Consider the following 14,457-nt stretch of genomic DNA (forward strand, 5'->3'; position numbering starts at 1 on the left):
AACTGTATGGCCACTTCACCACCGATGAAAGCCGGGGGCGCGGGCGCGCTCAAGGAAACCATGTACGCCTGGGAGGGCAAGGACAAGGCCGGCAAGACCGTGCGCGGCGAGCTGCGCGCCGGCGGCGAGGCCATCGTCAAGACCACCATGCGGCGCCAGGGCGTGATGGTCACCAAGGTCAAGAAGAAGACGCTGCGCAGCGGCAAGAAGATCACCGACAAGGATTTGTCGCTGTTCACGCGCCAGCTGGCCACGATGATGAAGGCCGGGGTGCCGCTGCTGCAGTCGTTCGACATCGTCGGCAAGGGCCACGCCAACCCGTCGATGGCCAAGCTGATCATGGACCTGCGCGGCGACATCGAGACCGGCACCAGCCTCAACAACGCATTCCGCAAGTATCCGCTGTACTTCGACCCGCTGTTTTGCAACCTGGTCGGCGCCGGCGAGCAGGCCGGCATCCTCGAGGACCTGCTCACGCGCCTGGCGATCTACAAGGAGAAGACGATCGCCATCAAGGCCAAGATCAAGTCGGCCTTGATGTACCCGATCTCGATCCTCGTGATCGCCTTCGTGGTCACCGCGGTCATCATGATCTTCGTGGTGCCGGCGTTCAAATCGGTGTTCGCCAGCTTCGGCGCCAACCTGCCGACCCCGACCCTGGTCGTGATGGCGATCTCGGAATACTTCGTCCAGTGGTGGTGGGCCATCTTCGGCAGCATCGGCGGCGCGATCTACTTCTTCATGCGGGCCTGGCAGCGCTCGGCCAAGGTGCAGCGCTTCATGGACGTGACGCTGCTCAAGGCGCCGATTTTCGGCCCCGTGATCCGCAAGGCGACGATCGCGCGCTGGACGCGCACGCTGGCGACCATGTTCGCCGCCGGCGTGCCGCTGGTCGAGGCGCTCGACTCGGTCGGCGGCGCGGCCGGCAACGCGATCTACTTCGACGCGACCAAAAAAATCCAGAACGAGGTCAGCACCGGCACCAGCCTGACGGCGGCGATGGTCAACTCCAACGTGTTCCCGAGCATGGTCACCCAGATGGTCTCGATCGGCGAGGAGTCCGGCGCGCTCGACGCCATGCTGGGCAAGGTGGCCGACTTCTTCGAGGACGAGGTCGACGAGGCCGTGGCCGGCCTGGCCTCGCTGATGGAGCCGATCATCATGGCCGTGCTGGGCATCCTGATCGGCGGCCTCGTGATCGCCATGTACCTGCCGATTTTCAAGCTCGGCGCAGTGGTCTGACGCCGCGGCCGGGCCGGCGCGGGCGGGGGTGCGCCCCCGCCCGCGCCTGGCCTGTAAGCTGACCCCCGCCGGTCTTGTCCCCGGCTTGCCCCGGGCTCGCCTACGCTTGTCCGACCCACCCACTTACCGTGGCGGCTTAGCCCGCCCATCCGACCATGCTGGAAACACTGCTGTTCGCCCCGCCGGGCACCCTCCTCCCCGCCATCGTCGCCGGCGTGTTCGGCCTGCTCATCGGCAGCTTCCTGAACGTCGTGGTCTACCGCCTGCCGATCATGATGCAGCGCGAGTCCGACTGCTATTGCGCCGAGGAGGCCGGCAAGCCCTCGCCCCACCCCGACAAATTCAACCTGATGGTGCCGCGCTCGGGCTGCCCGCACTGCGGCCACCAGATCAAATCGTACGAGAACGTGCCGGTGCTGGGCTGGCTCGCCCTGCGTGGCAAGTGCAGCGCCTGCAAGGCGCCGATCTCGGCGCGCTATCCGCTGGTCGAGGCGTTCACGGGCCTGTTGTCGGCCGCGCTGGTCTGGCATTTCGGCAGCGGCTGGGCCGGGCTTGCGACGCTGCTGTTCGGCTTCCTGCTGATCGCGATGACCTTCATCGACCTCGACACCCAGATGCTGCCCGACGACCTGACCCTGCCGCTGCTGTGGGCCGGCCTGCTGATGAACCTGAACGGCACCTTCGTGCCGCTGCACGAGGCCGTCATCGGCGCCGCCGCCGGCTACCTGGCCCTGTGGTCGGTGTACTGGCTGTTCAAGCTGGCCACCGGCAAGGAGGGCATGGGCTACGGCGACTTCAAACTGCTCGCCGCGCTCGGCGCCTGGATGGGCTATAACATGCTGGTGCCCATCATCTTGCTGTCGTCGGTGGTCGGCGCGACCGTCGGCATCGGCCTGATCGTGTTTCGCAAACACAAACGCGAAGTGCCGATCCCGTTCGGCCCCTACCTGGCCGGCGCCGGCCTGATAGCCATGTTCTACGGCGAGCAGGTGTCGACCCTCATCCAGACCACACTTTCCTGATGGAGCGCGCCGCGCGCAGCATCGGCCTGACCGGCGGCATCGGCTGCGGCAAGAGCACGGTGGCCGACCTGTTCGCCGCGCGCGGCGCGACGCTGGTCGACACCGACCTGATCGCCCACGAGCTGACCGGCCCGCACGGGGCGGCGATGGCCGCGCTGGTGGCCGAATTCGGCCCCGGCTGCGCCAGCGCCGACGGCGCGCTCGACCGCGCCGCGATGCGCGCGCGCGTGTTCGGCGACGAGCGGGCCCGGGCCCGGCTCGAAGCCATTTTGCACCCGCGCATCAGGGCCGCCGCCGAGGCGGCCGCGCTGGCCGCGCAAGGGCCGTACACGATCTTCGTGGTGCCGCTGCTGGTCGAGTCGGGCAACTGGCGCGAGCGGGTCGCGCGCGTGCTCGTGATCGACTGCCAGGAGAGCACCCAGATCGCGCGCGTGATGGCGCGCAACGGCTTGCAGGAATCGCAGGTAAGGGCCATCATGGCGGCGCAGGTGCCGCGCCAGACCAGACTGGCCGCGGCCGACGACGTCATCGACAACGACGACGGCTTGGCCGCGCTGGCGCCGCAGGTCGAGCGCCTGCACCAGTTCTACCTGCGCTTTTTCGGCGCGACGGACGCGGCACCGGACGCAAACTCAATCGAGCGTTTGTAATTTTGCGCCGCTTGGTTCAAAATCACGGGGATTGAGCCTAGATTCACGCGCCCACCTATAAAGGGATGTCATTTTGATCGTCTACGAATACCCTTTCAACGAGCGCATACGCACGTTGTTACGGCTGGAAGACCTGTACGAGAAGTTCAAATTCTTTGTCCAGCAAGAACATCCCATGCAGCACCACGTGGCGCTGGCGACCATCTTCGACATGCTCGAAGTGGCCGGCCGCGCCGACCTCAAGTCCGACCTGCTGCAAGAGCTCGAGCGGCAAAAGCAAAGCCTGATGGCGTACCGCTCGAACCCGAACGTGGCCGCCGAGATGCTCGATTCCGTGCTGGGCGAGCTCGAAAAGGTAAGCCACGCGCTGGTGGCGGCGCAGGGCAAGACGGGCCAGAACGTGCGCGACAACGAATGGCTCATGAGCATCCGGGGGCGCACCATCATCCCCGGCGGCGCCTGCGAATTCGACCTGCCCTCGTACCACGCCTGGCAGATGCGCAGCGCCGGACAGCGCCACACCGACATCATGCACTGGTTCGCGCCGCTCGCGCCGCTGTTCGACGCGCTCGCGCTGGTGCTGCGCCTGCTGCGCGACTCGGGCGGGCCGGTCAAAATGATCGCCGGCGCCGGCAGCTACCAGCAAATGCTGCAGGGCAAGGTCTACCAGATGTTGCGCCTGAACCTGGACGAGACCCTGGGCGCGATCCCCGAAATTTCAGCCAACAAGTACATGCTGTGGGTGCGCTTCACGCGCCAGGGGGGCGACCTCAAGCCAAAGCCGCTCGAAGAGGACGTCCCGTTCGAACTCACGCTGTGCAATTTTTAATACTGTAAGTGAACGCCATGACCGTTGTAAGCTGCCCCACCTGCGCCAAAAAAGTCGAATGGACCGAGGCCAACAAGTACCGCCCGTTTTGCTCGGAACGCTGCAAGCAGATCGACCTGGGCGCCTGGGCCGAGGAGAAATACACGATCCCCGGCGCCGCGCCGTCGGATCCTTTGTTGGATGACGACAATCTGCCGCGGTAGCCGCCGCAAGAATCGCAAAGCCAAAACTTGAACAACGTCGTCCCCGCCAAGGTGGGGCGGCGGGCCCGAGGACGACGTTGCTATCTGATCAAATGGTGTCGTTGCCGTCGTAACGCAGCAGGTCAAGCCAGTGCAGCAGCGGGATCGTCGCCGGCAGCAGCGGCGCCACCCCGACCGCGCCCTGCCAGGCGAACGCCTGCCCCTCGAGCGACTGCGGCTCGCCGCGCCATTCCCGGCTGATGTAAAAATGCAGGCGCACGTGCGCGTGTTCGTACACGTGCTCGACCCCGCACCACGCCTCGGCGCTGCGAATCTCGATCCCGAGCTCCTCGACGAACTCGCGCTTGAGCGCGTCGAAGATCGCCTCGCCCGCTTCGACCTTCCCTCCCGGGAACTCCCAATACCCCGCGTACGGCTTGCCGGCCGGGCGCTGCCCCAGCAGCACGTCGCCGTTCGGGCGCATCAGGATGCCGACCGCGACGTCGATCGGGCACGCCGCCGCCGCGTTCATGGGGCCTCCAGTGGCGGCAGTTGCCCCACATGGTCTTTGGCGAACTGCCACGCCACCCGGCCCGAGCGCGAGCCGCGCTGCAGGGCCCAGCGCAGGGCGTCGCCGCGCGCCGCCGCGATCTGCGCCGCGTCGCAGCCGTAGCTGGCCAGCCAGTGCGCCACGATCGCCAAGTAGTCGTCCTGCTTGAACGGGTAGAACGAGAGCCACAGGCCGAAGCGCTCCGACAGCGAGATTTTTTCCTCGACCGTCTCGCCCGGATGCAGGTCGCCGTCGCCGTCGTGGGTGGCGGCGGCGTTGTCGGAGAGGCGCTCGGGCATCAGGTGGCGCCGGTTCGAGGTCGCGTAGATGAGCACGTTGTCGGACTGCGCCGAGATCGAACCGTCGAGCGCCACCTTGAGCGCCTTGTAGCCGCCCTCGCCGGCCTCGAACGAGAGGTCGTCGCAAAAAATGATGAAGCGCTCGGGCCGGCCCGCGACCAGGTCGACGATGTCGGCCAGCTCGCACAGGTCGGCCTTGTCGACCTCGATCAGGCGCAGGCCGTCGGCCGCGAACCGGTTCAGGCAGGCCTTGATCAGCGACGACTTGCCGGTGCCGCGCGCACCCGTCAGCAACACGTTGTTGGCGGGACGGCGCTGCACGAACTGGCGCGTGTTGCGTTCGATCTGGTTTTTCTGGACCTCGACGTGGCGCAGGTCTTCGAGCCGGATGCTCGAGACGTGCGCGACCGGCTGCAGATAGCTGCCGCCGCCGCTGGCGCGCTTGCGCCATCGGAAGGCCGGCCCGAGCCGCCAGTCGGGCTCGCGCGCCACCGCCGGCGGCAACACCGCCTCGACGCGCTGCAGCAGCGCCTCGACCCGCAGCAGGAACTGCTCCAGGGGCGTCATCGCGGGCCTACGAGCGGTAGTCGGCGTTGATGGTCACGTACTCGTGCGACAGGTCGCAGGTCCACACCGTGGCGCTGGCGTTGCCGCGGCCGAGCGTGACGCGCACCGTGATTTCACTTTGTTGCATGACGCGCTGGCCGTCCGCCTCCTGGTAGTCGGGATTGCGCCCGCCGCTCTGGGCCACCCAGACGTCGTCGAGGTACATGTCGAGCTTGGTCACGTCGAGGTCGTCGACGCCGGCGTAGCCGATCGCGGCCAGGATCCGCCCAAGGTTCGGGTCCGAGGCGAAGAAGGCGGTCTTGACCAGCGGCGAATGGGCGATCGAATAGGCGATCTTGCGGCACTCCTCGACACTGCCGCCCTGCTCGATGGTGATCGTGATGAACTTGGTGGCGCCCTCGCCGTCGCGGATGATCATCTGCGCCAGGCCGCGCGCGAGGTCGGTCACGGCGTCGCGCAGCGCCTCGTAGTGCGGGCTGTCGATGTCGGCGATCTCGAGGGAGCCGGCGCCGGTGGCGATCAGCATGAAGGAGTCGTTGGTCGAGGTGTCGCCGTCGATCGTGATGCAGTTGAACGAGTGGTCGGCCGCGTGCCGCACCAGCTGGTCGAGCACCGGTTGCGCCACCTTGGCGTCGAACGCGAGGTAGCCGAGCATGGTCGCCATGTTCGGCTTGATCATGCCGGCGCCCTTGCTGATGCCGGTCATGGTCACGCTGTGGCCGTCGATGACGACCGTGCGCGAGGCCGCTTTCGGTTGGGTGTCGGTGGTCATGATCGCTTCGGCCGCGTTGAACCAGTTATCAAGCGTCAGATTCGCGACCGCGGCGGGCAGGCCGGCCACGATGCGATCGACCGGCAGCGGCTCGAGGATCACGCCGGTCGAAAACGGCAGGATCTGCTGCGCCCCGCAGCCGAGCAACGCGGCCAGCGCGGCGCAGGTCTGGTTGGCGTTGGCCAGGCCGCTCTCGCCGGTGCCGGCGTTGGCGTTGCCGGTGTTGACCACCAGCGCGACGATCGGCGCGCCGCCGTCGGCGACCGCCGCCAGGTTGGCCTTGCTGACCTGCACGGGCGCGGCGCAGAAGCGGTTTTTGGTGAACACGCCGGCCACGGTGGCGCCGGGCGCCAGCTTCATGACGAGCAAGTCCTTGCGGTTGGGCTTTTTGATGCCGGCTTGGGCAAAGCCGATTTCGATACCGTTGACCGGTTTCAGGTCGGCGGCAACGGGCAAGGGGGAATTAACGGCCATGGCGGGTTCTCTAGCGGGTAAATGGGGAGCCGCTATTGTAACGCTTGAGGCAACAAACGCGCGCGAACGCGCGGGGCCGGACACCCGCGCCGGGACCGACGCCTCGTTTCGCCGCGCGAATCCTCGTTTTGTCTCGCCGCTTTGCGCGATCCTCGTCCGCCTTCCCTATGAAAACGACGCCGAGGAAAGTTCCGCCGCGAGACCGAACGAGGAACATGGCAAACAAACGAGGCGGCGGCCGCGCGGGCCCTTCCCGCCCCCGGCGCACTATTCAAATATGCAGAGCCGGGCCGAAGTCCATGCAATTTTGCATACCGCGCTCGTCGGCGCCGGCCGGGATCAGCGCCGACAGCGCGTCGACGAAGGCGTGCGGCTCGTCGACATACAGCGCGATGTGTTGCGTGTTGACGGTTTTGGGATAGCCGAACCAGACCGTCTCGAGCGCCGCCACCGCGTCGAGCGAGATCAGCACATTGGCCTTCTCGAGCGGCGCCACGGTCCAGACCTGGTTGGAGTCGATCTGGTGCATCGCGCGGTATTGCGCCAACGGCACCAGCAGCGCGCCGCAGCGGACGATGCGCGCGGCCGCGACGGTCGCGCTGGCGCGCACGCCGAGGTCGAGTTCGACCGCGTCGGCGGTGACCCGGTGCGCGCTCTCGCGCAGCACGCGGCGCATGCCGATCACCCAGACCAGCGCGTACAGCACCGGGCCGTAATACAACACGCCGGCGAGCAGCCCGAGCCGCGTTTCCGGCACCAGATGACCGAATCCGGACGGCGCGCACAGAAGCACCGCTATGCCTAGCAGCAAGCCGACACGCACCAGCGTCCCCCTGGGCCCGTTGGCGACCGTGAATCCCGGCGCCGCGGCCAGCGGTTTGCGCGTCAACGCGCGCCAGAAGCCACCATAGACCTTTTTCTCTATCGTGTAGTAGCTTCGCATCCAGGGTGGCATGGCGGACGTGGTCAGTTTGTCGATGCCCTGCAAGGTGACGCCCTCGGCCGCCGTTTGCGCGCGGAACAGCTTCAAGCCCCGGCGCAGGGCCAGCCCCACGCGCAGCACGACGACCGCGGTCAGCAGCCAGCCGGCGGCGATCCAGAACGGGTCGCCGCCCTTGGCCTTGTGACGGATAAACAGGCCGAGGCCGACCACCACGAGCGCCAAGGCAAGCAGGGCCAATCGTTTTTTGTTCATGAAAAATGCTCTGAGGGGGTCAAAAAACCGGGAAAAAGGCGTAAAAAAAGAGGCGGGAAGTGTCTCCGCCTCTTTTTTACGCACCGCCTGCACGCACGCTGTTACGCGAGGCGGCCGTGGCAAGCCTTGAACTTCTTACCGCTGCCGCAAGGGCAAGGGTCGTTGCGGCCGACCTTCGGGCCCTGGTCGTCGCCCTGGCGCGAGGACGGCGCCAGCAACTCTTCGGGCGAGGCGTCCGGATTGAAGTCGGCGTGCTGGTAGTGCACATTCGCCAGGGCCGACTGCTGCATCGCCAATTCGGCCGCGTCGATTTCCTCGCGCGACTGGATGCGCACCGTCATGACCATGCGCGTGACGTCGTTCTTGATCAGGTCGAGCATCGTGCCGAACAGTTCGAAGGCTTCGCGCTTGTATTCCTGCTTCGGATTTTTTTGCGCGTAGCCGCGCAGGTGGATGCCCTGGCGCAGATGGTCGAGCGCGGCGAGGTGCTCGCGCCAGTGGCTGTCCACGCTTTGCAGCATCACGTTGCGCTCGAAACCGCTGAACGATTCCTTGCCGACAATGGCCACCTTGTCGTTGTACGAATCGTCGGCCGCCGTCATCACGCGCTCGAGGATGTCCTCGTCGGTGAGGTTGGCTTCGCTCGCCAGCATGCTCTCGAGCGGCACCGGCAGTTGCCACTCGTTGGCCAGCGTGTCTTGCAGGCCCTTGACGTCCCATTGCTCCTCGAGCGACTCCTGCGGCACGAAGCTGTGCACCATGTCGGTGAACACGCCGGCGCGCAGGGAGTTGATCATCTCGGACATGTCCGTCGTTTCGAGCAATTCGTTACGCTGCGTGTAGATCACCTTGCGCTGGTCGTTGGCGACGTCGTCGTACTCAAGCAATTGCTTGCGCACGTCAAAGTTGCGCGCCTCGACCTTGCGCTGGGCCGACTCGATCGAACGCGACACGATGCCCGCCTCGATCGGCTCGCCCTCGGGCATCTTGAGGCGGTCCATGATCGCGCGCACCCGGTCGCCCGCGAAGATGCGCAGCAGCGCGTCGTCGAGCGAGAGGTAGAAACGCGACGAACCGGGATCGCCCTGGCGCGCCGAACGGCCGCGCAACTGGTTGTCTACGCGGCGCGATTCGTGGCGCTCGGTGCCGATGATGTGCAGGCCGCCGGCCTCGACCACGTGGGCGTGCAGCGACTTCCATTCGTTGCGCAGGATGTTCGATTGCGCGATTTTTGCGGCCTCGACCATTTCGGCGTTGGCCTCGATGATCTGGATCTGCTTCTCGACGTTGCCGCCCAATACGATGTCGGTGCCGCGGCCGGCCATGTTGGTGGCGATCGTGATCATCTTCGGACGTCCGGCCTGGGCGATGATCTCGGCCTCGCGCGCATGCTGCTTGGCGTTGAGCACGTTGTGTGGCAGCTTGGCCTTGGCCAGGATGCCCGACAACAGCTCCGAGTTTTCAATCGAGGTCGTGCCCACGAGCACCGGCTGGCCGCGCTCGTAGCAGTCGCGGATGTCGATCAGCATCGCGTTGTATTTCTCTTCCGACGACTTGTAGACCTGGTCCTGGCGGTCCTTGCGCTGCGACGGACGGTTCGGCGGGATCACGACGGTCTCGAGGCCGTAGATTTCCTGGAATTCGTACGCCTCGGTGTCGGCGGTGCCGGTCATGCCCGCGAGCTTGGTGTACATGCGGAAATAGTTCTGGAAGGTGATCGAGGCCAGGGTCTGGTTCTCGTTCTGGATGCGCACACCCTCCTTGGCCTCGACCGCCTGGTGCAGGCCATCGGACCAGCGCCGGCCGGTCATCATGCGGCCGGTGAATTCGTCGACGATGACGACTTCGTTGTTTTGCACCACGTAATGCTGGTCCTTGTGATACAGCACGTGCGCGCGCAGGGCGGCGTACAGGTGGTGGATCAGGGTGATGTTGGCCGCGTCGTACAGGGACGCGCCCTCCGGCAGCAGGCCCATTTTGGTCAGGATCGCCTCGGCGTTCTCGTGGCCGGCCTCGGTCAGCAGCACGGTGTGCGCCTTCTCGTCCTTGAGGTAGTCGCCCGGCACCTCGATGACGCCCTTGCCGTCCGGCGTTTCTTCGCCGATTTGCTTGACCAGCATGCCCGGCACGGTGTTGATCTTGTGGTACAGCTCGGTGTGGTTCTCGGCCTGGCCGGAGATGATCAGGGGCGTGCGCGCCTCGTCGATGAGGATCGAGTCGACCTCGTCGACGACGGCGAAGTTCAGGCCGCGCTGGACCCGCTCGCTCGACTCGTAGACCATGTTGTCGCGCAGGTAGTCGAAGCCGAATTCGTTGTTGGTGCCGTAGGTGATGTCGGACGCGTACGCGGCCTGCTTGTCGTCGTGCGCCATCTGCGACAGGTTCACGCCGGTCGTCAGGCCGAGCCAGCCGTACAGGCGGCCCATCCACTCGGCGTCGCGCTGCGCGAGGTAGTCGTTGACCGTGATCACGTGCACGCCCTTGTCGGCCAGCGCGTTGAGGTAGGTCGGCAGCGTCGCCATCAGCGTCTTGCCCTCGCCCGTCCCCATCTCCGCGATCTTGCCCTGGTGCAGGACCATGCCGCCGATCAGCTGCACATCGAAGTGGCGCATCTTGAGCACGCGCTTGGCGGCCTCGCGGCAGACCGCGAACGCCTCAGGCAACAGGTCGTCGAGGCTCTCGCCCTTGGCGACGCGGTTCTTGAATTCCGGCGTCTTGGCCTTGAGCTCGTCATCCGTCAGCTTTTCGATCTGCGGCTCGAGCGCATTGATCTCGCGCACGGTCTTTTGATATTGCTTGAGCAGACGCTGGTTGCGGCTGCCGAAAATCTGGGTCAGTAATGACATGCTTGAATTCTTGAAAAAAACGCCGCAAAAAGAAGCCAGGATGATATCAAAAACATATCGCTCGCAGGCCGACTATGGCAAAAAGACTGTGATTTTATCATGCGGTCCGGCCACAATTGGGGATATTGGCCCGGATAACAAGTGGCGCGCCCAAAACAATCTGTTTCGGGCGTGCAAGCGGGAGCCCGCGCCCGCGCTTCACCACGCCGGGTCCAGCTGTGATATGTTGCGCCTCATGCGGTTTACTTCCACCAACCAACGCCCGACCCACATCTTTGGCACCAAGGCGCCAAGGACCACGCTCGACGCCACGGCTTTCCTTCAAAGAAATGACCGCATGGCCAGCCTGCTGCCGACCGTGATGCGCATGGCCAGTCTGCAGAAAGATTGCGCGGCCGCCCTGCCCGCCATGTTCGACAACTGCGACATCCTCTCCTTCGAGGACACCCAGCTGGTGCTGGCCACGCCGAGTTCGGCGGTCGCGGCCAAGCTCAAGCAGCAGATCCCGAAGCTGCAGACCGCGCTGCGCGCCAAGGGCTGGCAGATCAACGCGATCCGCCTCAAGGTGCAGGTCACGCGCAGCATCGCCCCGGTGGTGCACACGCAGCAACTGGTGCTGCCGGCGCAGGCAGTCAACGCCTTCGCCGAACTGGGCGACGCGCTGCCCGAGACCGAACAAAACAAGACCCTGATCGCCGCCGTCAGGGCGATGGCCGCGCGCCGCCGCTGAAGAGCGCCGCGCCAAAGCCCGCCGCCAATCCCATGCAAACTATGTGAGCGCCCACTCGCGCGCCATCTGGCGCACGTACGACGCCGGCGCCGAGCCGGGCGCGGTGAACGCGACGATCTCATAGGCGCTCGGATCCTTGAGCAATTCGAGCAGCAGCAGGTTGTTGAGCGCGTGGCCCGACTTGTGCGCGTGGTAGCTCGCCAACAGCGGGTGGCCGACCAGGTACAGGTCGCCGATGGCGTCGAGGATCTTGTGGCGCACGAACTCGTCGTCGTAGCGCAAGCCGTCCGAATTGAGGATCCTGTATTCGTCCATCACGATCGCGTTCTCGAGCGAGCCGCCGCGCGCCAGGCCCATGCCGCGCAGGCTTTCGACGTCCTGCATGAAACCGAAGGTGCGCGCGCGCGCGACCTCGTGCACGTACGACACGCTGCCGAAGTCGACCGCCGCGCTTTGCATCGTGCCGTCGACCGCGGGATGGTTGAATTCGATGAAGAAATCGAGCTTGAAGCCGTCGAACGGCGACAGGCGCGCCCATTTCTCGGCGTTGCCGGTGCCCTGGCGCACCTCGACGTCCTTGAGCACGCGGATGAACTTCTTGGCCGCGTCCTGCTCCTGCACGCCCGCCTGCTGCAGCAGGAACACGAAGGACGAGGCCGAGCCGTCCATGATGGGGATTTCCTCGGCCGAGATGTCGACCACGAGGTTGTCGATGCCGAGGCCGGCGCAAGCCGACATCAGGTGCTCGACCGTCGACACGCGCGCGCCGTCGCGCACCAGCACCGAGGCCATGCGGGTGTCGCCGACGATGCCGGCGCTGGCCGGGAACGACACCACCGGATCGAGGTCGACGCGCCGGAACACGATGCCGGTGTCGGGCGCGGCCGGGTGCAGGGTCAGCTCGACCTTGGTGCCCGAGTGCAGGCCGACGCCGGTGGTGCGGATCAACTGTTTGACTGTTCTTTGTTTTAGCATCCGCCGATTATATCCAACTTGGAAAGTTGGCGCTGACGCCTCCAGCGCAATTATTACCAAAAAATCAAACAGTTACGCCTCACCGCTGGAAAACCGCGCGCCTTCGATTCCACTATTTATTGAGCAGATCGAGCGGCGCGGCCACCATCATCACCCCCGACCCCGCTCCGGATCGCTGGCCCGGCCGCCACCTTGAACTGCGGGCTGTGCTTGTATGCGACCACCGGCCCGCCCCTTCGTCGGGGCGGGTTTTTTTTGTTCGCAAAATCGTACCCCGACCGACGGAAAAATTCGTGAACGGCGGCGCCGGCCTCAGGGGTGTTCAGCCGCCGCGTGCACCCGTTCGTGGCGGACCAGGTAAATCCCGCTGCCGATGATGATGGCCGCGCCCAGCAGGGTGTATTGGTCGGGCAGCGTGTGCCACAGCAGCCAGTCGAGCGCCACGCCCCAGGCCAGCGCCGAATACTCGAACGGCGCCACGCTCGAGGCCTCGCCCAGCCGGAACGCCTCGGTGATGGCCAGCTGCCCGATGAAACCGGTGACCGCCAGCGCGCACAGCAGCGCGATGTCGCCGGCGCGCAGCGCGACCCAGTTGGGCGCGGCCAGCACCGAGCCGCCGATGGCCATCAGCAGCATCAGCCAGAACACCATGTGTTCACTGCGCTCGGTGGCGCTCATGATGCGCCCGATGATCGCCGAGACCGCATAGCAGACGGCGGCGCCCAGGATCGCGAGGCCGCCGATAGTCAGGAAGCCGGCGCCGTCGGGGCGCAGCACCACCAGCACGCCGAGCAGGCCGATCGCGATCGCGCTCCAGCGCGCGGCGTCGACGCGCTCCTTGAGCAGCACGACCGAGAGCGCCGTGATCAGGGCCGGCGCGATGAAAAAGATCGAATACGCCTCGGCCAGCGAGAGTTTTTTGAGGCCGAAGGCGAACAGCGAGAGCATCGCCACGCCGATCACGGCGCGGCTCAGGTGCAGCGCCCAGCGCACCTTGAGGATGCCGGCGAAGGCGCCGCGCCAGGCCAGGTAGGCGCACACCAGCGGCAGCGACGTGAGCGCGCGCAGGGCGGCGACCTGCATCGCCGGGTAGTGGGCCGAGAGCAGCTTCATGGCCGTGTCCATCAGCGAGAACATGGCCACGGCCAGCAGCATCGCGTAGATGCTGCGTAATTTATTGGAGCGCGCGGTCACGGCAGCTTCCTCGTCGAGCGGTTAAAGAATGGGCACAAAGCGGGCACAAAGCGGGCGCAAAGAAGGCGCATAGCCGGCAAAAACAAAAACGGCGCCGCGGCGCCGTCTTCGGGTGGTGCGGCGGCGGGATCAGCCCAGTTGCTTGAGCATGGTTTCGGCGTTCGACACTTCGAAGGCGCCGCCCTGCTCGACGTTGAGCTCGGTGACGACGCCGTCGTCGACCAGCAGCGAGTAGCGCTGGGAGCGCGTGCCCATGCCGAACTTGGAGAAATCGGCGTCGAGGCCGAGGGCCTTGCTGTAGGCGGCGTTACCGTCGGCCATCATGCGCACGATGCCGGTCGACTTCTGGTCGCGGCCCCAGGCGCCCATGACGAAAGCGTCATTGACGGAGATGCACCAGATTTCGTCAACGCCCTTGGCCTTGAGTTCGTCGGCATGTTTGACATAGCCCGGCACGTGCTGCGCGGAGCAGGTCGGGGTGTATGCGCCTGGCAGGCCAAAGATCGCGATCTTCTTGCCCTTGACCAAATCGGCGACCTGGAACGTGTTTGGGCCGAGGGAACAACCTGCCGATTCGGTCTCGATGAATTCCGAAAGTGCGCCTTCTGGCAGACGCTCGCCGATTTTGATGGTCATTCAAGACTCCTGTGAATATGGTGGAAAACAACAAGCTTAGCCAACTAGTATGCCTGATCCCAATAATTTCTGCAGCGCCCCCCGCAAAAACGATTGCCAAACCAAATCAATTTCGCTACCGGGGTCAGACCCCGATAGCGAAACGTTTCAGGCAAAAAAAGCGCGACAGCCCGGCGTTCAGCGCGAGCAGGGCCGGTTTGGCGCAACTTATTTCATAAGTGGGGTCAGACCCCGTTTGCGGAATATTGATCGTGTACATAAGTGGGGGTCAGACCCAATCCACCGGACTTAACG

At 65.4% G+C, this 14,457-nt stretch carries 14 protein-coding genes; 6 read left to right on the forward strand and 8 right to left on the reverse strand.

Annotated elements, in window-relative coordinates:
* Positions 1-6 precede the first annotated feature (6 nt).
* The 5 genes from C7C56_RS26310 to yacG all read left to right on the forward strand — a co-directional run bounded on the left by C7C56_RS26310 (position 7) and on the right by yacG (position 3,946).
* On the forward strand, positions 7-1,242 hold the full coding sequence (locus C7C56_RS26310) for a type II secretion system F family protein (RefSeq protein ID WP_106760304.1): 1,236 nt from the start codon (positions 7-9) through the stop codon (positions 1,240-1,242).
* Positions 1,243-1,397: 155 nt separating this feature from the next.
* Positions 1,398-2,264, forward strand: coding sequence for a prepilin peptidase (locus C7C56_RS26315; protein WP_106760305.1), 867 nt, complete (start codon positions 1,398-1,400; stop codon positions 2,262-2,264).
* Positions 2,264-2,914: a dephospho-CoA kinase gene (gene coaE / locus C7C56_RS26320; RefSeq protein ID WP_106760306.1), complete on the forward strand. Its 651-nt coding sequence runs from the start codon at positions 2,264-2,266 to the stop codon at positions 2,912-2,914. Before C7C56_RS26315 ends, coaE begins: the two co-directional genes overlap by 1 nt.
* 73 nt (positions 2,915-2,987) lie before the next feature.
* Complete coding sequence (gene zapD, locus C7C56_RS26325) at positions 2,988-3,743, forward strand: cell division protein ZapD (protein ID WP_106760307.1); 756 nt, start codon at positions 2,988-2,990, stop codon at positions 3,741-3,743.
* Between the two features lie 17 nt (positions 3,744-3,760).
* Positions 3,761-3,946, forward strand: a complete 186-nt coding sequence (gene yacG, locus C7C56_RS26330; RefSeq protein ID WP_106760308.1) for a DNA gyrase inhibitor YacG — start codon at positions 3,761-3,763, stop codon at positions 3,944-3,946.
* Between the two features lie 88 nt (positions 3,947-4,034).
* On the opposite strand, the gene C7C56_RS26335 is transcribed toward yacG, so the two are convergent.
* The 5 genes from C7C56_RS26335 to secA all read right to left on the reverse strand — a co-directional run bounded on the left by C7C56_RS26335 (position 4,035) and on the right by secA (position 10,628).
* Positions 4,035-4,457, reverse strand: a complete 423-nt coding sequence (locus C7C56_RS26335; RefSeq protein WP_106760309.1) for an NUDIX domain-containing protein — start codon at positions 4,455-4,457, stop codon at positions 4,035-4,037.
* Positions 4,454-5,341, reverse strand: coding sequence for an ATP-binding protein (locus C7C56_RS26340; protein ID WP_106760310.1), 888 nt, complete (start codon positions 5,339-5,341; stop codon positions 4,454-4,456). Before C7C56_RS26340 ends, C7C56_RS26335 begins: the two co-directional genes overlap by 4 nt.
* A 7-nt stretch (positions 5,342-5,348) precedes the next feature.
* Complete coding sequence (gene argJ, locus C7C56_RS26345) at positions 5,349-6,587, reverse strand: bifunctional glutamate N-acetyltransferase/amino-acid acetyltransferase ArgJ (RefSeq protein ID WP_106760311.1); 1,239 nt, start codon at positions 6,585-6,587, stop codon at positions 5,349-5,351.
* 271 nt (positions 6,588-6,858) lie between these two features.
* Positions 6,859-7,782: a hypothetical protein gene (locus C7C56_RS26350; RefSeq protein WP_106760312.1), complete on the reverse strand. Its 924-nt coding sequence runs from the start codon at positions 7,780-7,782 to the stop codon at positions 6,859-6,861.
* A gap of 101 nt (positions 7,783-7,883) precedes the next feature.
* Positions 7,884-10,628: a preprotein translocase subunit SecA gene (secA, locus tag C7C56_RS26355; protein WP_106760313.1), complete on the reverse strand. Its 2,745-nt coding sequence runs from the start codon at positions 10,626-10,628 to the stop codon at positions 7,884-7,886.
* A gap of 337 nt (positions 10,629-10,965) precedes the next feature.
* Between secA and C7C56_RS26360 the strand changes: the two genes are divergently transcribed.
* The gene (locus C7C56_RS26360; protein WP_307719085.1) at positions 10,966-11,358 is read left to right on the forward strand and encodes a DciA family protein; all 393 of its coding nucleotides are present in this window, start codon (positions 10,966-10,968) and stop codon (positions 11,356-11,358) included.
* Positions 11,359-11,397: 39 nt separating this feature from the next.
* On the opposite strand, the gene lpxC is transcribed toward C7C56_RS26360, so the two are convergent.
* From lpxC to C7C56_RS26375, 3 genes are all read right to left on the reverse strand, one after another.
* Positions 11,398-12,333, reverse strand: coding sequence for a UDP-3-O-acyl-N-acetylglucosamine deacetylase (gene lpxC, locus C7C56_RS26365; protein WP_106760315.1), 936 nt, complete (start codon positions 12,331-12,333; stop codon positions 11,398-11,400).
* A gap of 312 nt (positions 12,334-12,645) precedes the next feature.
* Positions 12,646-13,488: a DMT family transporter gene (locus C7C56_RS26370; RefSeq protein WP_106760317.1), complete on the reverse strand. Its 843-nt coding sequence runs from the start codon at positions 13,486-13,488 to the stop codon at positions 12,646-12,648.
* Between the two features lie 168 nt (positions 13,489-13,656).
* Positions 13,657-14,163 (reverse strand): peroxiredoxin, encoded by a 507-nt coding sequence (locus tag C7C56_RS26375; RefSeq protein WP_106760316.1) that lies wholly within the window; start codon positions 14,161-14,163, stop codon positions 13,657-13,659.
* Positions 14,164-14,457: the final 294 nt, after the last annotated feature.

Origin of the sequence: Massilia glaciei (assembly GCF_003011895.2) — a bacterium.
In the GTDB taxonomy this organism is placed as follows: Bacteria; Pseudomonadota; Gammaproteobacteria; order Burkholderiales; family Burkholderiaceae_D; genus Telluria_A; species Telluria_A glaciei.